The following is a 24121-nucleotide window of genomic DNA, read 5'->3' on the forward strand; positions in this document are numbered from 1 at the left end:
TTGATTGCTCTCAACCGTATAGCCCGCAACACTTGGCTAGGCAATCGTTATTGTGGCGCCCTTTTTCTCGTCAGTTATATCGACTGCTTTTTTACCAGCCAATTCATTACCGTCCTGATCAACATACTCAACCGTTACAGTCGGCGTAATCGTTAACGTACCATCAGTCAACTTGGCTAATGTTGTGGCGTCAATCGTAAAGCTCTTGTTTGCCGCGGCCAAATCACTGATTCCCTTTGCGCTCAGTTTAACATTATGATCACCAACATCTTCGCTAGTGTCATTGTCTCGTTCAAAGTCATCTTTTGTCCACTTAGGTGCCGTTAACCAGCTTGGTAGCGTCACCGTATATGGCGTGCTAGGATCATCTTTACCGTAAACTTTGGTTTGTGACCCGATACTGCCATCGATTTCTGCCTGGGCATAGTTCCACGTGATCTGATCAGCAACTGGATCGCCCGTTTCAACGCCCCAATCGTAATTAACCGCATATGACGCACTGCCATCAGCATTCTTCGTGATCTGCAAAGTTTTATTATTCTGATCCGCCGCACTCACGACTGCGTAACCAGTCACGGCCTGTGATTTAGCAACAAATCGACTATTTAATGCTTGGTCAGCTTCGGTTGGGTAAACAGGTTGTGATTCCTTAGGCAAGTCTGCTGGTAAACCACTAGCCTGTTGTTTTAAATCATTAACAAGTGTTAATTCCAAATGGATCCCAGAAGCCAACGGTGAGTCTCCATCAGCGCCTAACGTCAATACGGCACCCTTTTGAACATTGCTCTTAGCAAACGCCGTATTTAACGTTGCCACAATGTGGGCTGAAGTTCCATCGGCGCCCAAACTCATAGTTACACCGGTGATATTCTTCCAATTATCAGCATTAACCGATGAATTGCCTTTTTCCAAATCTGCTTGCGACGATCCTGACGTTAATACTAATTTCTGACCATTTGCTAACAGCGCCAATTGTTTCACACTCAGCGCCGTGCTTGGAACATCAAACGTATAAGTTTTAGCACTAGCATCGTAGCCATCGCCGCTTTTGGCTACGTTAATGGTAGCTTTCTTTGTGAAGTCCGCTAACTTAAGCGGTGCGGTTTTAGTTTTCACATACAGCGCGTTATGCATTACCGGCGTTTTACTGCCATCAGGTGTTTGCGTATCTGTTAGCCACCCGTTCAAATCAAAGCCATCTTGATAGGTATCTGCCAGAAAATCTAAGTCGGCAGCAGCGTTCCTTGGTTTATAGGTCACCGTTAGACTCTTGGCATCTTTATTGACCGTCACCGTAGTTGTGTAATTTGCAGCTGTGTTTGCATCAGGCTGGAAGCTAACTGTTTGCCAATTAAAGTCTTTAGCAGCGTTGCTTAAATCAATTGTCGTCGTTATTCCGTCGGATACTGGTGCGCTTGGCACATCTGTTAGGGACGGCGCTGTACTCGTTACATTCCACACACTGCCGTAAGTCTTCGCGTAAAGATAGGTACTCGTGTTGCCACCAAACGTCAATTGGGTGTCGTTAAAGTTAACAGCATTCGGATCATTTGTCGCAACACCGTTGATCAACTTATAAGAAGCGCCTTGGTAGTTCGCCGTGCTAGCGGCGTTAATTGTGGCGGGTACTGTTGCACTGTACGTGCTGCCTAAAGCTAGCCCATTTCGAGTTACAGGGGACTGTAAATCTTGCCCCGCCTGAACGTACGCAACATTATCAGTGCTATTACCGTCTTTGACCGTCGTGTCAGCACCACCAGCAGCAGCCTGATAAGCAAGCTTCAGATCGGCCTGCATATTCATGTTCAGCGTCAAATTGTCTAATGGCGTTTTATTGGTAGTATCCCCGGTATCAGGAATATATTGGCCATTACTATCAACCGTGAACGGCAACACTAGCTTAATTACATTTGTATTTGTCGCCTTATCATAATTGGCTGTGGCCTTATCTGGGTCAAACGTCACGGTCACGGATCCATCAGCATTCAGCGTAACTGACTTAACACCATTAGGTAGAGGTAATCCATTCATGGTTCCCTCGTAAGTCTTTCCTGACGTGCCAGCCAGATTTTTAATAAACGCTGTGACCATTCCGTTTGGATCATTAGCCTTGGTTGCACTCACAATATCAGCATTGCTAAATGTATATTGATGATCAGCATTAACCTTCGTTGAATCTGAAGTGTCAACATTAGCTGTTATGCTATTTTGACTCTTCACTTTTGTGTCAATAACGAGATTCATGACATCCCCAAACTGATCAACAAGCGCCGGTGCCGTCGCATCTTTAGCACCTGACCAGTTAACAGCATACGTGCCTGTTTTAGCCAATGCGTTAATTAGCGCTGCTTTGTCAGCATCAGATGTTGGCTTATAGGTGAGCGTTTTGTTTGTGTCATCGTACGTCCAGCCGGCAGGCAAGTTAGTCACACCGCTCCACTCAAAAATCTCACTACCCGTATTATCGGCAGTTACTTTGCTTGTATCAAATGAGGTTGTTAACTGAACGTTGCCGTTAGCATCCTTGCCCAGTGAAATGGTAATACTTGGTCCAGGCTGTGTTGTATTAACTGTCATTGCTGTCTTTGTAGCCGAGTTAGAGACATTCGTCGCAATATATTGGATCGTCGTGGTCGAATTTTCGGCGGTGCCATAATCTTTTGTGTTGTCCGTAGATGAGGCATCAGTCACGTATCCATGATAAGTCAGCCCATTTGTATCATCCGGAGTGTTTGTCACAGAGCCGTCTGCATTTTTCTTTTCATAAGTGCTCTTAATGCCGTTGGTACCAAAACTTGGATCAGCTGTTAAAACAACCCCTTGATGTAATGCGCTGACTGGTGTCACGATCGTTGTCGATGAAAATGACGGTTCAACATTTTTACCCATCACAACCGTCGCATCGGCCGCCGTCTGTGTGTTTGTTACCGTTAAATCATTAACCATTTTGTCTTGGAGACCAATTTCGCTAACCGTAATGGCATCATTCGAGGTCCGCCTAATTGTAACCTGCGATGGTTCTTCATCAGCTGTGGCATCTTGATTCGTGATAATAACTTGACTATCCTTTGCGCCAAGTGTTCCAGTTCCATTAGTGGCGGAAACTTTACCATTCACATCATAAACTGTGTAAACTAAACTACCGTCTACGTTTAGCGTAATATCAACTTTCGAACCATCAAGGTTAGTAATTGTTTTCTTTAGATAAGTCCCATATGCACCATTTACATCCGTAATTGGTTGTAGCTGAATTGTACTGTTGTGGACAATCTTGCCGTCTTTATCCGTGCTCTGGAAGAAACCAGCGTACGTTTGGTCCTCTGTTAGTTTAGTAGATTGTAAAATTAATCCGAACGCTGTTCGGACAAAAAAGATCAGCTTCCTTTAAAATGGTGTTTACAACAAACCCATCTTTTAGGAGCTGATCTTTTGTCTAGTATAACCTATTCCGAACGAATTAAAATCGAAACCTTTTGTGAACTAGGGCTGTCCAATATCCAAATGGGCGTTCGGCTGAACCGATCACCGTCAACAATTTCTTATGAATTATCTCGATGTCAACCTTATCAGGCTGAATTAGCACAAACAGATGCCGAATACAAGCGATCACGATGTGGTCGGAAAACTAAGCTGAGCGATGAGTTAAAGCAAACAATTCTCAACCATTTACATCTAAGCTGGTCACCAGGAATGATTGCTCACGAATTTAAACTAGCAGTAGATTGTAAAATTAATCCGAACGCTGTTCGGACAAAAAAGATCAGCTTCCTTTAAAATGGTGTTTACAACAAACCCATCTTTTAGGAGCTGATCTTTTGTCTAGTATAACCTATTCCGAACGAATTAAAATCGAAACCTTTTGTGAACTAGGGCTGTCCAATATCCAAATGGGCGTTCGGCTGAACCGATCACCGTCAACAATTTCTTATGAATTATCTCGATGTCAACCTTATCAGGCTGAATTAGCACAAACAGATGCCGAATACAAGCGATCACGATGTGGTCGGAAAACTAAGCTGAGCGATGAGTTAAAGCAAACAATTCTCAACCATTTACATCTAAGCTGGTCACCAGGAATGATTGCTCACGAATTTAAACTAGCGACTAAATCTATTTATAATTGGCTAAATCAGGGGAGAATTGGTTTCTCCTTGAATGATCTACCTGAACATGGCGTACGCCAACGGCGTAACGTTGACCAACGATCCAAATATAATCAATCTTTGGGGCGATCGATTGAACAGCGTCCCATGATGATTAATCAACGTAATCGCATCGGTGATTTTGAACTAGATACCGTCGTTGGCCCTCGTGGGCATAGTAAGGCAGTTTTATTAACTTTAATCGATCGCAAATCACGGTTCCTTTGGGCATATCGGTTAAAGGACCGAACGACAGCGAGTGTTAATGAAGCACTGACTAAGTTCCTAACAACTTTTAATGGACCGGTGCACAGTTTTACTGTGGACCGTGGTACTGAGTTTAGTGGGCTAGTATCATTTGAATCACAATATGGTATTAAGACCTATTACTGTCATGCTTATACGCCAGCTGAACGTGGTAGTAATGAACGCTTTAATCGGAATTTACGTTATTTTTATCCTAAGGGGACTCGTTTTGAGCACATTAGTGCTCAAGATTTAACGACGACGTTACTCCAAATTAACCAGAGACCGCTTAAAATACTTGACTGGAAAACACCGTATCAGGTTATGCTGACCAATTTGTCCAAAAATTCGGATTAAATTTGCAATCTACCACCACTTTGTAACCTTTTATTTGGTAGTTAATCATTAGTCCCAATCATCACCGTCTTCGTCGTCTAGACCAGTTCTGGCATCGTTCCCCAAAAACGCTTGTAAATCTGCAATCGTTTTTCTGTTTTCAAAAAGCAGCGACGTCAAATATTGCATCAGAGCCGGACGATCTTCTTTTTCCGATAACTTAATTGCACGGCTGACAAATAAATTACTTGTTTCAAAATCATGAATAAATTTATCAACCAACCAAGAAGCATTTTGATACTTATTTTGACCTGCTTCTGTCAGCATCGTGTACTCAGTGAACGCTTTGGTAGTGCTTGGTACGATTTCTCCCTCAGACAATAGGCATTCTCCTAGCTCATCCCGTTGACGTTGCACTGTCACGAGTAGCTGTTTGAATTTTGGCTGCAAGGCGAAACGTTCAGGCCCCTTAACATACCACTTTGCCTGCTGCAGTTTATTTGCTAACACCACTAAGTTAGCGACGATATGGCCTGTCATCGCACCCGCTGTCGGTTTGTGATGATCAATATCTACTTGCTTCAATTCTGCTTGGTAACGATCTTCCACGGTTTCTGTCATATTTCTTGCCTCAATTCACTTTATTGTTGAACTGCCTTCACTTTTACACTTTGGACTTCGTACCCTAATTTTCTAACAACGTTGGCTAATGCATCGCCAGTTACCGAACTTTCATCAAAGTTCAACTTAACTTTAGCCGCGTTGAATAAGACCTTTACATCCTCAACACCAACTTGCTTTTCCAATGCACCTTGAATCTTCTGCATACATGATGGACAGGACAACGCATCTAATTGCAAAATTGCTTTACTCATTTTAATAACCTCCATATTTGTTTGATTGCTTTTATTCTAATGTCTAACCACGCATTAAGAATTGACGCCGATCAAGTTCGCAAAATTAATTTGTCGTGACCGCCGAATTCGTTGGTTCTTCTCGTTTAACCGATGCTTTAATCGTTTTTGGTGCATAACGAATCAACCGCATTGCATTGAAGATAACGACTAGAATGCTGGCTTCGTGGACAAACATACCGCTGGCCATATAAATGTATCCGAAGATTAGACCAATTAATAAGAATGCTACTGTACCAATCGCAATAATAATATTTTCACGCGTATTGCGAACCGTCTTCTTAGCTAACCCATACGCGTGAATTAGTTCACCAAACGAAGATCGCATCAGCACAATATCAGATGTTTCGACGGCCACGTCAGTGCCACCACCCATTGCGATGCCGATGTCTGCCGTTGCAATTGACGGACTATCATTAATGCCATCCCCGACAAACGCCACCTTGTGGTTTTCCTTTTGCAGCTGTTTAACAAACGTGACTTTATCTTCGGGCAATAGGTTGGCGTGGACTTCATCTATGCCAAGCTGGCTACCAACCGCCTGTGCGGTCAGGTCGTTATCACCAGTGAGCATCACGAGTCGTTTGATACCCATCGTCTTTAGCTGGCGAAGATCTTCTTTAACGCCATCACGAATGACATCGGCAATCCCGATAATCGCTTGTAATGTTCCATCAACTGCCACTAAAACCGTTGAGCTGCCCTGATGTTGAATCGACGCTAACAACTGTTGCTGGTCACTATTTAAGATGACCTTTTCAGCAGTCATTAATGTTTGGTTACCCACCGCAACATGATGATCATTAACCTCAGCCGCCATCCCTTGACCCTTAATCGTATTAGTTGCGTTAACAACTAGATCAGTCACTGACAAGTCATGGTTGGTCGCATAATTCACGATTGCACGTCCAAGTGGATGATCTGACTCGCGCTCCATTGCGGCAGCATAGAGCAAAGCGCGGTCATTCCCATACGTTTGAATGCTGGCAACTTCCGTTTTACCTTTCGTCAGCGTACCTGTTTTATCAAACACGAGGGTGTCAACCTTGCTAAACGTATCAACCACTTCGCCACCCTTGATCAGAACACCATTCTTAGCGCCATTACCAATACCAGCTACGTTTGAAACGGGGGCGCCAATTACCAAGGCACCAGGGCATCCAAGGACCAGCACCGTAATCGCGAGTTTGAAATCACGGAAGAATATACCCACTAGCAATGCGAGAAGCAACACGGCCGGTGTGTAATATGTGGCAAAACGGTCAATAAACTTCTCCACATGGGACTTGGTATCTTGTGCATCCTCAACTAATTCAATGATCTTGGCAAATGTAGTATCGTCGCCAACTTTGGTCGCCGTGACTTGAATAGTCCCGTTATCAACCATTGTTCCCGAGTAGACCAATTCACCCGGCCGCTTAGTGACCAATTTTGATTCACCCGTAACGCTGGCCTCATTCAGATAGGCACTGCCGCTGATAATTTTGCCATCCACCGGCACCTGAGCTCCCGTTTTAACCAACACAACGTCGCCTTCGTCAACAAAATCGACATCCGTTTCCTCTATGCTGCCGTCTGTTTGGACAACTTGCGCAGTCGTCGGTGCCATTTCAGTGAGTGACTTGATCGACTTTCGCGTTCGCGCTAACGTTTTCTCTTCTAAGAATGTCCCGAACAAGAATAGAAAAGTCACAATTGCGGATTCATCGAATTCCTGGATGACAAACGCACCAATGACCGCGATGCTCACCAATAATTCAATGCTAATCGTTTTAACCCTCAGTGCCTCCCAGGCCCTGATAATAATCGGTGTCGCCGCAATAATTGAAGCGAGAATAAACGCCGATGTGTCTAACCATGTTTGACCCGTAAAGCGGCCGATGAAACCGAGAATAATTAAACCGGCTGTGGTCGCCGTAATTTGATTCGTGTGATGCTGAATCCAGCGTTGAAATTTCATAACATGCAACTCCTCTTCGTTTGATGATGAATTCAGTATAGGTGGGATTACGCAATAGATAATTGACGGGCATCAAGAACGACAAAAAAGACTAAATCCGAAATTAATCGAATTTAGTCCTTTTAGTCATTCATTTTAATGATTAGTGTTGCTTGCGACGAAGACCGAGCAACGAAAGTAAACCAGTTAATAATGCTAAACCGGTGCCCATCGCTGCTGTTGTGGCAAGTTCGCCAGTATGTGGCAACTCTGCTGCAGCAGGCTGATCAGTTTCGTCAGTAGTTTTCGTGGTTGGTGCAGATGCTTCTTTAACGACAGTCGCTGGTACACTCTGTTGAGCAACTGACGCTACAGTTTCTGTCGTTGTTGCAGGAGCCACTGTGTTCTGAGTGGCAACCGCTGTTGATGTTTGATCAATGGTGTTAGCAACTAAGTGAACCGTCTGTGGTGTGACATCGTTCAGTAAAATCCAGTCACTTTGACCTGGTGCCAAATGATAACCGGCAGGAACCATGTTACCAATGTAAACCCAGTTGCCGGTATAACCCTGAATTTCAGTGGTTGTGATAGTTTGACCATTATCGTCATCCGTCATAATCAATTCGATTGGGTCCCAAGGACGATCTGATGACACAGGCGTTGATGGTTGTGCGGTAGCCGTTGGTGTCAGCACTGGTTGTGCCGGTACGTTTGGCGTTACATTTGCGACCGTTGCTGGTTGTGCAGGTTCAGTCGGTGTCGTTGGTTCAGCCGGCACTTCTGGAGTTTGGGCCGGTGTGATTGGCTGATCAACTGGCGTTGGTGTTTCGGCAACAGTTGCTGGCTGCTCCGGTGTCGTAACTGGCACTTCGGGAGTTGTGGCCGGTTTCTCCGGTGTTGTTGCTGGTGTTTCTGGAGTTGTAGCCGGCTGCTCTGGCGTCGTTACTGGTGTTTTATCACCAGTAACTGGTTGTGCTGGCTTAGTATCTGGGGTTTCAGTGCCGTCACTCGGCTTAATTGGCGTTGTGACAACAGGACGGTCCAAAACTTTAACATACGCCGTAGCATAAACTGGGTCACCGTATTCAAATACAACTTTCTGTTTGTCTGACTTGTAATCAGTAGAGATTCTCCCAGAAACTAGCTTTAGCATGTCAAACGACATTGGAGTGCCCTCGGCCGTAGTACCGCCCACGAAATTATCAGATTCAGTCCAAGTATCCCCAACATAAAGGGTCAAATCTCTCAAATTAATTTCAACAACATGAGTATACACGGTTGTTGACGCCCCATCTTTAGTAGTAATAGTGACCGGATAAATACCTGGTTTAGTGATATCTACCTTGCTCGTATCAACGGATACCGTTTCATATGCAGCATGCTTCAAAGCGGCATCATCAGTTGAGCTGGTTTTTCCTTGACTATCTGTAACGGATACAAAGTTTCGTTCTCCAGTATAGTCCTTATCGTTAACCATAATATCAACGTCTTGACCAGCAACGACACTTTGAAGCACATAATCAAAGGCAATGCTTTGATTTTGCGAATCATTGTATGTGCCTTCCTGCAGATTCTTGCCTTTCAAGACATACTTAACATTATCAACAGAAATCACTTTCGGTGCAGTTACTGAATAGCTACCAAGAACAGTTCCACCATCGATTTGCGTCTCAAACAAGGATTTTTTATTTTCATCCTCGAAAGTTACTTTAAGAGGTGCTGCTTTCGCCTGATATGCAACGTCATGTGACTGTTGTCCTGTCAGTGTATAAGTGTATGAGCTGGGCAATCCATCGTTAAGTTTAACAAAATCAGAAGCAGTCAAATCCTTTTTATTAGTAATTAATTCCTGTTGTAATGAAGGCACGTTAACTGTTACGTTAGACGAAATTTCCGGTCTAATATCGCTCTTTACGTAAGTCATAACACCCAGGCTTGCGCTCGCATCACTTACTACAGTTTTAGAATCAGAATCAACCTTTTTATTCTCATCAACATTTATTGTCGTATTCGTACTTTTGGTGGCGGCAGTGTAATTCAACCTGATAGAAGGTGCAACTTCATATGGCACTTTTACCTCATATGACTTCTGGGGGAGATTTGTACCTACATCTATCTTAGTAAATGAAAGCGAAAGTGGATGTGCATCAACCGGCACGTAACCAGGTATGATTGGCAGAACAATTGGCTTATCTTTCAATCCAAACTGCACTGGTATATTTGCCAACGCCCCTTCAGTATCTAATGAGGTTTGCTTTGGATCATTTACATCAAAAGGAATCACAGTATACGTGACTGTGCTTGGAACGTACCAAACTTTGAATGAATTAAGTTGATCTTTCTGTATTGCAAAAGTTGCTGTATTTCCTTGAAGTGAGTAATCAAATTCTGCACTTGCATCCGAATATTTATCTTTATTAGCGCTCTGTAACAATGTGTAACCTGGAATCTCTGGCATATCTAATGCGCTAGATTGTCCATCTGTAAAAATTTGTTTACCAATGTTAGCGGGGTTTTTACCATCTTCGACACTCATTGGAATTATTTGTAGAAATGTCTTGTTAGGAACATTACGTGCGTACACAAATACAATATCAGGATTCAATACTTTGGCATAGCCGGCTGCATTTTCTACCGTTTGGTCCTCTGCAATGGTCTTGCCATCATTCAAAACATAATTTCTTTCAACAGTGCGATCATAATGAAAACCCTCAATTTCGGGATTAGAGTACGCATATTGATCGCCAATCGAATAGTGATTTGTTACTTCAGGCAGCAAGTCATTTCCGTCTTCATCCTCATACTTAACGTTAATAGCAGCCTTCGACGTGTATGAAAAGCCTTCATACTTCATCCCTTGAATGTTGAAAAAGTTACCAGAAGATGCAGCCATAGCGAATGATAATGGTTCATATCCCCCTTTGCCATCTGAAGTCAGCCAAGGTGTAATATCTAGAGTCCATTCTTTCAATGGTTGATTAGTTGTGTCGTTGTCTGCGACTCCTTGAACACCATACTTCACAGTCATAATATGCTTGAAAACATTGTTTCCAGTCGCATCTACTAATGGATTGCCCTTATCGTCAAACTGTTGTACAGGTGCGTAATCAATTTCAATTGGCACTTCTTTGCCATTAAGTTGAGTAGGTGTGCGAACTAACAGTGCCCCAGCAGACTGGTCAGTTGTAGTATTCACACCAGTTTTAGAGTCAACATATTCACCGCTAGGATCTACGTGCGTTGAAGGCTCGTTAATGTGAATGCCCAACTTAATATCGCCTTCATAATATGGATTATAAACAGTGCCATCAGGTCCACCATATGTTGCCGCTACACCAGATGCATCAGTATGGACAAACGCGCCATAGGCTTCTCCGCCAGATATTTTCTGGCCCGTTCTGTCAAGGGTTGGATCTGGCAAAAAGTCAGAATGAACATCTGTATCGTCACCATTAAAGTAAGTATCTACCTTAAACCCAAATGCATTGGGCAAGTCAGCAATACCAAGAGCTCCACCTTTACCACCAACCTGATCAGTGCCGCCAGGATGGAAAATAAATGAAATACCATCTGCATCAGTCACTTGCCCTGGATTATCAGGATCCGGAGCCGGAGAAGTCATACTGACACCACCAATAACCTTAAAACCAGCAGATGGATCAATTTGGTTTCTTAGAGTAATATTACCTGATTGACTTTTACCATCAGTTAATTGAACAACACCACCAATGTAAGTAGCATCCCCGTTGGTTTTGAAATACTTATCAAAATTATCTGAGTGGATGTTAATAGTCTTGCCATCTGTGTCCACAGAATCGTTAGATTTTACATCATCCGAATTGGTTGAATTGGATATGTTTGATGCAGTTTGAGTGCCGTTAGTCGTTTCAGTTGAGTCTGTTGGATCAGTGGGATCATTCGCCAAAAAATTCAGTGCCGTAGCCTTTTCAATTGATGCAATTTGCGTTGTTCCCTGAGACTTAGTTGATGCTCCGTTCACTGATGTACTAGACTCCACTTGCGATTCTTGGCTGGCCTGCGATGTAACAGACTGTACATTTTGACTAACTTGTGAAGGCTGTGACGCCTGGCTTGCCACAGAGGTTACTGATTGTGCATCTGATTTTACTGAACTTGAGCCATTTGCTGAGTCTTGAGACTGTTGGTCGCTGACCTTTGTATCAGATTTTGCAGCTGAAGCGGTTGAGGTTGTGCCACTTTCGTCTTCATTTGCTGTGCTTTTTGCCGCGCCTGAGTTTGAGGCCACATCGCTTTTGGCAGAACTAGCAACACTTGTAGCTTCACTAGCTGTTGAGGCTTTTTCGCTGCCAACTGATGTTTGCGAAGCCGCAGCACTTGTGGCCTGACTGGCCGGAGCACTAACAGGCTTTTCAATTGGTGCCTGATCTGTCGTCGTTACATCAGTAGCGTGAGCAGTGGTCGTCATTGCGCCCACGCCAAAAAAAGCAAGTGCAACTGCGGCGAATACCCAGTTCTTGCCATCTTTATACATCCGATAATGCAGCTTCGTTTCTGGTTGCATATGTTTATAACTCATTCGTTTAAATACCCCTCAATTTAAAACCCTGTTGTATTTTTACTCACCAATGAATTCTTTGGCGATTAGCTAATCTTGCATGGGAAAGAGGTCTGCGATGGTTGTTTGCAAACAGAGAAAGTCATGCATAATCGATTACATTTATATAATTAAATTGTGTAAGCGTTTTAGTTACTTAACCTTTTAGTAATCAAATTTATTCTGTGGGTATTTATACCATACAAATATTGCTTTTGAAAGGTTGTCAAGTTGCGCTTTTTGCCGCTTTTGGAACAACCAATATTTCAGTTTTCACTTTTTGCACTACAGCTAAAAAGTGCTTTCATCGCACAGTAGGTGCAATCGTTTTCCTTTAATAGTAATCATTTTTGTAGCTATACCAATTTAGTCAAAAAACATTTAAATAACTAAAATAATTTGTGCGTACAAAAAAAACGATCACGAGTTTCCTCGCAATCGTTTTTTCGTAATACCTATTCGATTAAGCTTCTTGTTTCCGCACATAGTAGGCAAATCCTGCAATAACACTGAGCAGAACTAAACCTAGCATTGCTAGTAATGAAGCTGATTTCTCACCAGTCTCTGGTAATCCAGTCACACCATGTCCTTCTTGTTTAGCAGGTTGACCCGCAGGACGACCGTTGGCAACAAATTTTTGTGATGCTACAGGAGTAACAGCGACAGCCACATAAGAACCATTTTGTGCTGATACAATCGGCGTTTCAGGTTTAGCTGGACGCGCTGGTTGATTTGGCATCGTTGGTGTCATTGGCTTGTTTGGTACGTTTGGCATTACTGGTACGTTCGGTACAGTTGGTGTCGTAGGAACGTTTGGTACTTCAGGGGTCGTTGGTACATTTGGAATGTTTGGTTGACCCGGAGTCGTTGGTACGTTCGGAATATTCGGCACATTCGGCGTTGTTGGTGTATACGGAATGTTTGGTACATTCGGTGTCGTCGGCGTGGTTGGAATATTCGGGATGTTTGGTGTCGTTGGTGGTGTAACTGGTGGCACCTGTACGTCTTGGAACTTAGCCGAGACCGCAACAGGTTCGTCAGTTGCATGATCCAGAACAACAATTTTCAATAACTCAGTGCTCAATTGATAACCAGTTGGGGCGACCGTTTCCTTGAAGTAGTAAGTACCAGGCTTCAAGTCAGTAACGGTTAACGTCCCGTTGGCATCCGTCGTCAAGCCTGTCTTAATAACATTCTTGTCGGCATCGAGCAGTTCAAACGTTGCATTGGCCAACACGTGACCATCCTCGGCAGCGACTTTCGTCAGTTTGATACTGCCTTGGTAATCAATCTGTGAAGCAGTTACGTTACTTTGACCACCACGAGTGGTATCCGCAATAACAAACTTCGTTTCGTCAACGTTGTCGTTGATTAGGTAACCATCAGGTGCAGTGATTTCCTTCAAGTAGTACGTACCAGGTGCTAGACCAGTGATGGTGAAGTTACCATTTGCATCAGTAGTGAGCTGGCTAACTTGCTTGCCATCCATTGTGACTTCAATAGTCTTCTTATCACTATCAAGCAATTGGTAAACAGCACCGGCAAGTTTGTCACCCTTACTGTTTGTCTTGGTAAACGTCATTGAACCCTGGTAGTTCGTTTGATCACCAGCGAATGCAACGGATTCCACGTCACTTGCTGGGAGAATTACAAAGTACAAACGGCTACTGAAGTCACGGTCATCAGGTGCTGAAGTTACGTGGCCATTTTTGTCAACCACCGCAGAGGTGCCATCAACACGTGAGAATTCCAATCCTTGTGGTTTGTCAACAAAGTTTGCACTGCCCAAACCTTTACTCAATTCAGGTTGCAGGTCAGGTGTGTCATCACGCAAAATGTAACCGTCTGCGTGGGCAACTTCTTTGAAATAGTAATTACCAGGTTTCAACCCTTGCAAGAAGATTTGACCATTAACGTTGGTTGTAAATACTGTCGTCCAACCTTTGGCGTCTTCCCCTGCTTTAAAGTAATGAATGTTGTGTTCATTATTTGGATCAATACCATATAATTCTTCGCTACCATCATCTACGACATAGTAGAGGGCGAACTTCGTACCCGGCAACATGACCCGTGTACCAACGTTTGTAACATCTGGTTGACCGTATTTGGTCATCTTAACGGCACCTAACCAATTCACAAACGTTCCTTCATCAAGGGCAACGTCATGATTGCTCTTGTTAATAGAGAAATGAACCAAATTTGAATTCAAAATGTAACCATCTGGTGCTTTCATTTCTCTGAAGTAGTAATCACCGACTGGTAAGAACTCAGTTTTAACCAATCCATCCATACCAGTCGTAATTGTTTGAACAATTTTACCTTCTGAGTTGTAAACGCTGAAAATTGCGCCAGCCAATGGGACCTTAGTATCAGCGGAAACTTTCTTCATAAAGGCATAACCTTGGTAGTCGATTTGGTTAAGAGAAAGTTCAGGCTTTCCATTGATCAAACCTTTTTCATCAACGGTGAAACTAATGACATCTGGATTAAGCATATAACCTTTAGGTGCGGTAATTTCAGTAATTGTGTACGTACCAGCGGCTAGCCCTGATAAACTAACTTGACCGTTTACAAACGTGAAAGCTGGTTTTTCACCGGTAGTTGTGTTCAACAAAGTATATTCGGCGCCATCTAGGACGTTCCCTACATGGGTACCATACTTAGTGAAGACAAGCTTGTTTTGGACATTAGTTAATGTGGTATTGGCTGAATCATCTAACCACGTAGCATTTTGACCTTTACGATCAGCGACAACTACTTTGATTGGTGTTGCATCAAGAATGTAACCGGACAGTGTTTGCTTTTCAACAAAGTAGTATGTGCCAGGTTTTAAATTCTTGGTTGTAATCACACCATTTGCGTCAGTGATTAAGTTAGCTTGTTCAACCGTCTTTTGATCTGCGTCTAACAAGTCGAACGTCACACCCTGCAAAGGACCGTTGGCACCAGTCTTCGTCAATTGCGCATGACCTTGGTAATCAATCTGGCTCAGGCTGGCAACAGAAATTTTGCCATCAGCGTCCACCGTGAACGTTAGTGGTGTGTTATTTGTCGCATAACCCATTGGTGCTGTTAGTTCAGTCAGTGTGTAACTGCCTGTCTTCAAACCTGTAAACGTAATTAGTCCGTTTGCATCCGTGGTGAATTGTTTTGATTCACCAGCACCATTTAATTCGTAAACTGCATTGGGACCTTTAGTACCTTTGTCAGAATTCAAGAATTTAGTAAACGTTACTTTGTTTTGGTAGTTCTTGTAAGTTGCTGACAAATCATATAACGATTTGTCGTCACTAGTCACATCCGCACTAATCGTAAATTTGTAAACTTTGGTATCACGAATGTAACCATCTAATGACTGAGTTTCAACAACAGTGTAATCACCGCTGCTCAAATTCTTAAACGTCGCAATTCCGTTTGCATCAGTCGTCGCAGTTTGTGTACTACCATTTCCAGTTAACGTGTAGACAACACCTTCAAGTTTCTTTGAAGCGTTATCTCCGTCAATTTTCGTAATTTGAATCTGACCTCGATAATCAGTCATGGTGAAATAGAATGTACTATCCAGCTTTGCAGAAATAGTGAATTTCTGAATCGTGCTGTTCAAAATGTAACCTGCGGGGGCAGCAACTTCTTGTAGCGTATAGTCGCCGGCCGTCAAATCATCAATGACAATCTGACCGTTACCATCCGTTGTCCAAACATCATTCGATGTCTGTTTGCCGTTTGCATCCGTGGTCAATGTTTTAATAACGTTTCCTGCAGCATCTTTCAAAATGAAAGTTGCACCAACTACTTTACTATTATCGTTACCAACTTTTGTGAGAACAACATGGTCAGTATAGTTAATAACATGATCAGTGTGATCATCTGGATTTTCGTACTTAACGTTATCAAGGCCATCTTTTGAGTTCGTATTCACAGTAAATGACACGATATCAGCATTAGCATCTGGATTGTAGTAACCATTTGGTGAGGTTGCTTCACGAACGCAATAAGTCCAGCCAGCATTTAAACCGGTGAAACGAACTAAGCCGTTTTCATCCGAGTTAGTCTTTGAAACATAAACACTCTTTTTAGCTGCGTCTAAATAGTAAAGATCGAATTCGGCGCTAGCAATCGCTTTGCCTTCAGTACCCACCTTGTGTAATTCGAAGGTGCCTTTACTGTTGCTTTGTGTATCAAAGAAAGCAATCTTTTGTTCGTTTCCAAACGGATCATTTCCATCTGACGCCGGAACTTTGATTTCCTTAGTCTGTGGTGTTGCATCATTCAGAATGTAATCGGTAGGTGCTTGCGTTTCAACGAAACGGTATTGCGCCGGCAGCAAGCCATTAACAACGATTTTTCCATCGTTAGCTTTCTCGCCGTCAACACCAGTAACCAAATTGTCGTATGCCTTACCCTTAGAATCGGAGTAAGTGACCCATTCACCGTTTTTCAAAACTTCTAGTTTGAAATGAGCTCCATTTAAGATGCTTCCTTTGACAGCAGCATCCGTCTTAGTTAACGTTGCTTGACCAAGATGGTTCCAAATATTGCCTAAACGATCTTGATCATTTTTGGTACCTGATAACATAGAAACACTAATTGTACGAGTACCATTCTTTAAATCATCTGGTGTGATGTAATCGGCCGATGGATTAACTTCTTGAATAAAGTACTCAATCGGTGTAACTCCGTCAACATGATAACCAGGAATGTTCTTAAAGGTAACGACACCATTTTCATCAGTCACACCCGTACGCAATAAAGCGCCGCGCGTATGATTAGCATTTTCTTCATATAAGTTGAAGGAAATGCCGGCCAATTTTTGACCGTCTGTCGTTTGCTTGGTTAAAACTAAGTTGTAGAAGTAACCAATCGCTTTTGCTGAACTTTCAGTGACAAAGAAATGATCAGTGTTTTCATCACCAGGTTGGTCTGGTGTAACGTTATCACCGTTTAAAGTGGCACCGTTTGAGAAACGAACTGTTTGACCTTGATCGTCTTTACTAAAGTACAACTTTGATTGGTATTCCAAAACATAAGCGGTACTAATTGCATGGAGAAATTTAATCGTTAATGTTTCTTGACCAGTCACTGTGTCATGACTCAAAACAACTTCATAATCGATGCCCTGTTTCAACTCATTGTTTCTATCAGGTGTCATCTTTGTTTGAGTAAAGGTTTTAGTAACTTCTTTACCATCTTTGTCTGTCACAGTTTTAGTAATGGTTTCCAAGGTCTTTAGATCAGCGGCAACAACTCCATAAATATGAATTGTTGATGGATCAATACGCTGATTAATTGTTGGTGTATCGGTGAATACCGCATTAGTAATTGCTGATTGAGATCGGTTAATATCCACCGTCCAATTGGCACGGTTCGAGCCACTATCTTGATTGTAGTTACCTGTCTTACTAATGTAAGGCTGGCCTTGATATGTTGACGCCTGACCGTGAACGGACAATTTGCCGTCATTATCAATTGGATATGAAGTCAACGCAATGTTGTTATACATATTGTCAACTAGGATGCCTTTAACGTCCGTATCATATTCAACTTGATAGGCTAACTTAACACGTGAATCAGTGCCAGTAACATCTGAAGGCTTAGGTAACGGTGTTGCATCACTCCCAAAGTCAATCACAATTTCAGTTGTGGCATCTTTATAATTACGAAGATTATAAAGTTCGCTGCCTTGATAATTCTGAAAGCCTTGATAAGATGTCGTGCCTGTCATTGGTGTGATTGAACCATCTGCATTAATAATGCCTTCAATAACAAAATCACCAGTGGCCATATCAACATGACCTTTGTAAGCATGAACCGTGTAATACTTCGGATCAGTTTCGCCTGGAATAAAGTATCCCTGTGCGGCGATAGAACCCTGAGTCACCTTGACACTGCCAGGAACAAAATTTTGCTTCTGGTAAATCGGATCAAGCAATTGATAACTCTTGTAATCTTCGGCATTGTAGTTGGAAATTACAGTCCAATGAATCTGTTTTGTTTCAGGATTGTAGATCCCATTTTTACTACCTTGGTATGCTTCATCGTGTGAAGCTTCGAAGTGATTTCCCGCGTGGTCTGTCACCGGATTATTGGTTGTAACGTCTGTCCAAGTTCCCGTTGCATCATTAGTAAAACTAAAATTAGTATTAGGCAACGGTGTCTTGACTCTGGCAACATCATAAACCGTTTTGTAACGTAAAACGAAAGTATCTGATGTAACTTTGTATTTCCCTATAAAAACAACTGTAAATGTCGCGTTAGTACTTTGATCACCAGTTGCAGTCAAAAAGTAATCTGTTCCCTCTACTAATGTGTCACCTGTTGTTTTGTCAACAAGCTGCACCTTAGGCTGATTGGTGGCATTTGGTAAAGTTTCATCGGGGTCAAACGGTAAGCTCAGACCATCATTTGACGCAGTGTCCACTAAAACATAATCTTGCATCTTATAATTACTTTGGTTAATTGTAAGCTTCCAAGTTGCAACCTTAAGCCCACGATCCGGTCCGCCATTTTCAACATCCTTGATTAAGTCGTAACTGTGAGTCGTAACCGGCTTTGGCGTTTGATTATCATAACCGGTAACCTGTGCAGTATTTACAATGTCTTTAACATCAGTTGAGATAACTTTAGATCCTTGCGTGATCTGAGTTTGGTATACCATGTTAACGGCTTTATCAAATCCATCGTTAAACTTAACCGTAAAACCAGATCCATCAGCATTTGGTGTCAACGTGTATAGACTTGGATCAACTTGCTGATTCGTATACTTGAATGGCTGATCAGCATTGTTAGGATCGTATTCCATAATCCACATATGAAATGAATCTTTGACAAACGTTTGAGGTGCGCCAATGACATCAGTATATAAACCTGTGTTGCCGTTTAACGTATCCGTACCGTGGTTATAAGCAACTGTCCAAGTATAGATATGATGTAACTTGTCATAATCAGGATCATTAGGATGATCATTTGTTGCAATTGCTGGATCGTACTTATAGAACAAACCTTCATAATGGGCAATGACACTTGCCGATGCAGGTAAGACATTATCGCCTTGTTCATCGTCACGTTGGTCAACTGTGTTATTTAATGTGGCATCACCCGTTTTAATGTTGCCATGAGTATCTTTGGGCTTAGCGGCATCATTAATGCTGGTTGTGTAAATCAATTCATATGGTGTTGTGATTTGCTTTAAGAAGGTAACTTTACCGGCTGCATCAACCGTGTAATCAGTGCCGGCGACTAACTTTTCACCAAGCTTGTCAGAACCATCATCATTTTTGATGACGTTGCCCTTGAGATCAACTTGAATGGCATAAATCTCAACTGGCTTCTTTGCATTGTCATAAGTTACCTTATCATCAAACTTTTCGGTGATTGTAGCATTGGTCATCGTCTGCATGTTTTTGTTCATATAAACGGACCAAATGATATTGTTGGGATCTAAGTTCTTATCAGGCCGGCCAGTCTTAGAAATACTTTGATCGGTTGTCGGATGAATAACTAAGATATCTTGATCCGTTTGACCAGGCAAATGCAACTTGTCGCCTTGTTGACCTGGATTGGTAATAACTTGGTCATTGAACTTGGCTTTGAAAGAAAGATTCCCTTTCAGTGACTGAACCGGATTATCATCGCCGTCATGTACATGAGGATTAAAAAATGTCAGGGTGATTTTCCCATCTGTTCCTATAGTATAAGTTCCATACGTTGAACTTTTATCGGGTGAATTTGCATTCTGAATGTTACCCGATTGAGCTTCTGTGATTTTATAACCACTTGGCAATTGATAAGTGAACGTATCACCCGTGACCAAATACTTCCAAATGTCATGCTCAATATTGAAGGTCATGAGACCATCTATTCCTGTGGCTAAAGTAATCTGACTTGGTTGAACAGAATGCCCGTCATTATCGTGATAAGTCAGGTTAAATACCGTATTTATTGTGGCAGCCTTCTCATCATTAGTTGCTTTATTACCGTCTTTACCTTGCTCATCAAGAATATATGATCCTAAATCGGGTGCGCCGTCATTAGGATTCTTATTGTCAGCATTGATAGCATTACTGTTTTTGGATGGATCGTTCGCGGAATTATTCTCGCCGTGGTAATACTTGTCTGTGTAAAAATCTTGTTTGTCCACAACATCAGGTTCAGTTACCGTAGATTTAGTAAATACTTTGTTGTTATCAGGATCGGCATCTGTGTTATCAAAATAGTTGGCTTTATCTACAGTAACCTCGGCGCTATCAACCTTAGTCTGTGACTGTGGCTTTGCCGTTCCTGCGGATGAATCACCCGGACCGCCACCACCAGAACTGGTGTTGTCCGTAACTGGTTGCGGTGTCGAACTGCTATCACTGTTGGCGGAGCTGGTCGAACTATTAGCAGTGTTGTCAGTCTTAGGCGTTGTTTGCGTCTGTGGCGTTTTTACAGCGCTGGTATCCGTATTGGTCTTACCCTCAGGTGGCGTAGTAACACTACTTGAACTCGCATTGTTTGTGCCCGACGTGTCAGTCGAAGAAGGCTTACTAGCGCTTGTTACAGACCCGCTTGAATTGCTAGAAGGGGCGGCTGACTGTGCAGTACTGGAGGCCCCTGAAGCATTACTTGACGAACTAGATGATCCCGTCGAAGAGTTTGCTTGGTTAGTTACAGCCTCTGTCGTATTCTGTTTGGCGTTACTTGCATCACTAGAAGCCGCGCTCGGTTGACTATCTGCCGTGCTGCTAGTTGTTGCAACCGCTGGCGTCGCATCCGCCTCAGCACTGATTGTTTTGACGGTTGTGACACTGAAAAAGGCACTTGCAATAACTGCCCCCGCTAACGCGTATAGACGTTTCCTCAAAATAATGTTCCCCCCACGAGTTATAGTTAAATCATTTAGTATGAATAAAAATACGATTAGTCAATGTTTTTACTAGTTATTATTTCAATAGGTAAACTAAAAGTTACAGCGTCATTTATAACATACTTTTTAATGCTTTAAAACCGCGTCACTGTAAGGATTAACGCCCACATTTTCTTTTAATTATTAGACCGTTCCACTTTAGTAATACGTTTTACTTAAAACGTTGTTTATGAAACCCTGTTCTTGTGCAATCGTTTGTCTTCACGACTTATTGTTTTAGCTACTATACCAATTTCTTGTTCAAAAAATTCAATCGCTTACATGTTATTAACCTTAAACAAAATGTAATGATTATATTTCCACATTTGTAATATTTAACTAGTTCACTATCTTCACATTTTTAGCTTTATGAACCGGTTAACCTATTTTCGAACAGTATTTTTCAAAATGGTGTACACTATTATGCAATGTCATCTCTTTATGACTGCTAGGAGGTCGAACGTAATCGTTAAAAATTCTGCCATTCATAAGTTATCACCCTTCAAGTCCTTATCCACCGAGCAGGGTAAACTGAAAACTAAAATCGAGAACTTCTGCAACTCGCATATTCAAGCTGAGGATAACAAACCAGCTATCTTTACAATTCATGGCGACGCCGGCACTGGGAAAAGTGTTGTTTTAAGTCAGCTATTCAATGATATTCAAACCGCTGCGCGCACCGATTCAACCAGTCCATTGTTTGACACGACGAATGTTTTTCTCGTGAATCATCCAGAAATTCTCAAAGTCTATAAAGAACTAGCCGGTCAGCTCCCTAACTTACGGAAAAAGGATTTTGAACGGCCAACTTCGTTTATTAACCGCTCACATAAGAACGGTCACCACAGCGATATCGTCATTATTGACGAAGCTCACTTACTGCTGTCCAAACCAGACAGATACAATAACTTTGATCAGCAAAATCAGCTACTAGAGATTATTAAATTAGCGAAGGTTGTTGTCTTAGTGTTTGATACGTATCAAGTCTTAAAAACCAAAAGCTTTTGGAATGAACAACGTTTGCAACAGCTGATTGCGCCATACCCGCATGCTGATTATCAGCTTCACCAACAATTCCGAATGCACGCAAATCAAGCCGTCGTCGATTGGATTGATAATCTGACATCCCGCCGACTCACACCTGTGCCAGCAAGTACTAAAGACTTCGAATTGCACATATTCGATGACGCCCAGGCGATGTACGACCGTATCAAACAGGATGATCAACGTGTTGGTCTCTCACGAATCGTCGCAACATCCGGCTATCCTTCTAGGCTCGATGGTGGCAAACACTATGTAACAGAAGGACGCTTTAAATTACCGTGGGATCAATATAATTACCAAGCCACTTCATGGGCAGAAAAACCAGAAACCATCGATGAAGTCGGCTCTATTTACACTGTCCAAGGCTTCGACCTTAACTATGTTGGTGTCATCCTCGGTCCGCCGTTTGATTACGATTCAATCACTCAACAAATGACTGTCAACACTAAGCGAGTAACAGATCCCGAGGTCTTCAAACGACGTGATGATTTAACAGACCCGCAAGCAATCCAGCAAATTAAAGAACAGCTAACGTTAAACGTGCTCAATGTGTTAATGAAGCGTGGTGTATACGGTCTTTATATCTACGCGAGTCAGCCTGCACTTCGGCAACGATTGTTGGAATTGGCGGCGTCAAAATAAGCTAAACAAACAAAATAGACGTTTTGCACGCGAAAGTTTGTGCAAAACGTCTATTTTAGTTACATACTGGAGAATCAAATCTAGACTAGATTGTCTGGCAACTTCGTCACAGCAATCGTGGATTCCATACGTTGCTACGCTATCAACTGAAGCATGTCACTGTTGACGGCCACCAGTGCACCACTCCAACACCGTTTACCAAACCGTCGAACCAGAACCCCTCTAGTTCTCTTGCAAATCCGTCGTGATCTCATTTCGGCCACGACCTTTGGACTGATACAACATTCGATCTGCCCGATCATAAAGATGATCAGCCTCATCGTCACCGTTTCTCAGTTGTGCCAAACCAAATGACATCGTAAATTGAATGCGTGAATGCTGGTAGACAACCGTCTTATTCTCAGCATTAACCTGAATTTCGCGGGCTAACATCCGCGCCATTTCCATCGTCATCCCGGTTAGCAACATCTCAAACTCTTCACCACCAACCCGATAAACAGAAATATCTTTGTCATTGCCCACGTATTCTCAAAGCATGGTGCCGACTGTTGTCAGAACGCGATTGCCCCCTAAATGCCCATAGGTGTCGTTAATTCGTTTGAAACGGTCGATATCCATCGCAATGAGAATTAGCTGGTCATTATCCGCACGAGAACTCTTATAAGTATGATTAAACGTTGTCGCAAACGCAGCATAGTTTGCTAGCCCCGTTAGTTCGTCAATGGTTGCTTGGTGAACGCGTTGCACGTATGAGCGATTATCTCGATCCAAAAAGATAATGGCGAAATACAGAACGATATCCATCACCCAAAAGATCGCAATCTGCTCATACATGTCAGACAAGGTGATTTTTTGTTGAATCGGAAAGTGCATCACGTACACCAGTAACCAAAATAGTGGAATGAACACTATGCTGGTCACAATAATCGTCAGCATCCGTGACGTCCACAATCGATGACGAACCACACCAAGCAAACCAATAATGACGGCATAGAAAACCAGAAACAGCAGCGAACGCTCCATCTGTGTACCGCCAATCAGAACGATTCTGGTCAGAAATTGAAGCGCTAACACGATATATGCCGTTTGTTGGCCAATGAAAAAGACAACATACATTAACAACAGCATGCGAATGTTAACAAACGCATAGTTGGGTCCCACATGAATCGTCGCGTATTCGAAATAAATGCCAAGAAGACCAAAGTAAATCACACTGAGCACTTTCAACCGGCCTTGCTGATAATTCAACGAAAATTTAGGATCATGTCCAGGGTGAACCCAGATACGACGGACGAGAATTTGAAACAAGAAGATGATGCCCAGTTCAAAGAACAGTCCCGTCAGCAATGGGTTTAGGTTCCAGTGCGTCAATGTCATTCCCAGATCTCCTTTCTGCTT

Annotated in this window: 8 protein-coding genes and 2 pseudogenes; 3 read left to right on the forward strand and 7 right to left on the reverse strand. The window is 42.5% G+C overall.

All coding sequences use genetic code 11. The features are described 5' to 3' along the window. Positions 1-36: 36 nt before the first annotated feature. Positions 37-3117, reverse strand: coding sequence for an MBG domain-containing protein (locus ABUE36_RS13250; protein ID WP_421016888.1), 3081 nt, complete (start codon positions 3115-3117; stop codon positions 37-39). Between the two features lie 312 nt (positions 3118-3429). Here ABUE36_RS13250 and ABUE36_RS13255 point away from each other — a divergent pair. Further along, a pseudogene (locus tag ABUE36_RS13255) lies at positions 3430-3717 on the forward strand (transposase); the annotation flags it as partial. 98 nt (positions 3718-3815) lie between these two features. Further along, positions 3816-4745, forward strand: coding sequence for an IS30-like element ISLpl1 family transposase (locus ABUE36_RS13260; RefSeq protein ID WP_096109805.1), 930 nt, complete (start codon positions 3816-3818; stop codon positions 4743-4745). Between the two features lie 48 nt (positions 4746-4793). Here ABUE36_RS13260 and ABUE36_RS13265 read toward each other — a convergent pair whose 3' ends face one another. From ABUE36_RS13265 to ABUE36_RS13285, 5 genes are all read right to left on the reverse strand, one after another. Further along, positions 4794-5345 carry a ferritin-like domain-containing protein gene (locus tag ABUE36_RS13265; RefSeq protein ID WP_161002098.1) on the reverse strand — a complete coding sequence of 184 codons (552 nt, stop codon included), beginning with the start codon at positions 5343-5345 and terminating at the stop codon, positions 4794-4796. A gap of 20 nt (positions 5346-5365) precedes the next feature. Then, on the reverse strand, positions 5366-5599 hold the full coding sequence (locus ABUE36_RS13270) for a heavy-metal-associated domain-containing protein (RefSeq protein ID WP_161002097.1): 234 nt from the start codon (positions 5597-5599) through the stop codon (positions 5366-5368). 85 nt (positions 5600-5684) lie between these two features. Beyond that, positions 5685-7598, reverse strand: a complete 1914-nt coding sequence (locus ABUE36_RS13275) for a heavy metal translocating P-type ATPase (RefSeq protein WP_161002096.1) — start codon at positions 7596-7598, stop codon at positions 5685-5687. 142 nt (positions 7599-7740) lie between these two features. Beyond that, positions 7741-12135, reverse strand: coding sequence for a lectin-like domain-containing protein (locus ABUE36_RS13280; RefSeq protein ID WP_421016889.1), 4395 nt, complete (start codon positions 12133-12135; stop codon positions 7741-7743). Between the two features lie 481 nt (positions 12136-12616). Continuing rightward, the gene (locus ABUE36_RS13285) at positions 12617-20995 is read right to left on the reverse strand and encodes a SpaA isopeptide-forming pilin-related protein (protein ID WP_421016890.1); all 8379 of its coding nucleotides are present in this window, start codon (positions 20993-20995) and stop codon (positions 12617-12619) included. A gap of 483 nt (positions 20996-21478) precedes the next feature. Between ABUE36_RS13285 and ABUE36_RS13290 the strand changes: the two genes are divergently transcribed. Further along, the gene (locus ABUE36_RS13290; RefSeq protein ID WP_161002130.1) at positions 21479-22723 is read left to right on the forward strand and encodes a DUF2075 domain-containing protein; all 1245 of its coding nucleotides are present in this window, start codon (positions 21479-21481) and stop codon (positions 22721-22723) included. Between the two features lie 222 nt (positions 22724-22945). Here the strand turns inward: ABUE36_RS13290 and ABUE36_RS13295 are convergent. Next, positions 22946-24100, reverse strand: a pseudogene (locus tag ABUE36_RS13295) (GGDEF domain-containing protein). Between the last annotated feature and the right edge of the window lie 21 nt (positions 24101-24121).

Source organism: Furfurilactobacillus cerevisiae (assembly GCF_048961765.1).
In the GTDB taxonomy this organism is placed as follows: Bacteria; Bacillota; Bacilli; order Lactobacillales; family Lactobacillaceae; genus Furfurilactobacillus; species Furfurilactobacillus milii_A.

Coding starts and splice junctions, on each gene's coding strand:
- ABUE36_RS13280 (WP_421016889.1), bottom strand. CDS start 12,135: ATGAGTTATAAACATATGCAACCAGAAACGAAGCTGCATTATCGGATG.
- ABUE36_RS13265 (WP_161002098.1), bottom strand. CDS start 5,345: ATGACAGAAACCGTGGAAGATCGTTACCAAGCAGAATTGAAGCAAGTA.
- ABUE36_RS13290 (WP_161002130.1), top strand. CDS start 21,479: ATGACTGCTAGGAGGTCGAACGTAATCGTTAAAAATTCTGCCATTCAT.
- ABUE36_RS13275 (WP_161002096.1), bottom strand. CDS start 7,598: ATGAAATTTCAACGCTGGATTCAGCATCACACGAATCAAATTACGGCG.
- ABUE36_RS13270 (WP_161002097.1), bottom strand. CDS start 5,599: ATGAGTAAAGCAATTTTGCAATTAGATGCGTTGTCCTGTCCATCATGT.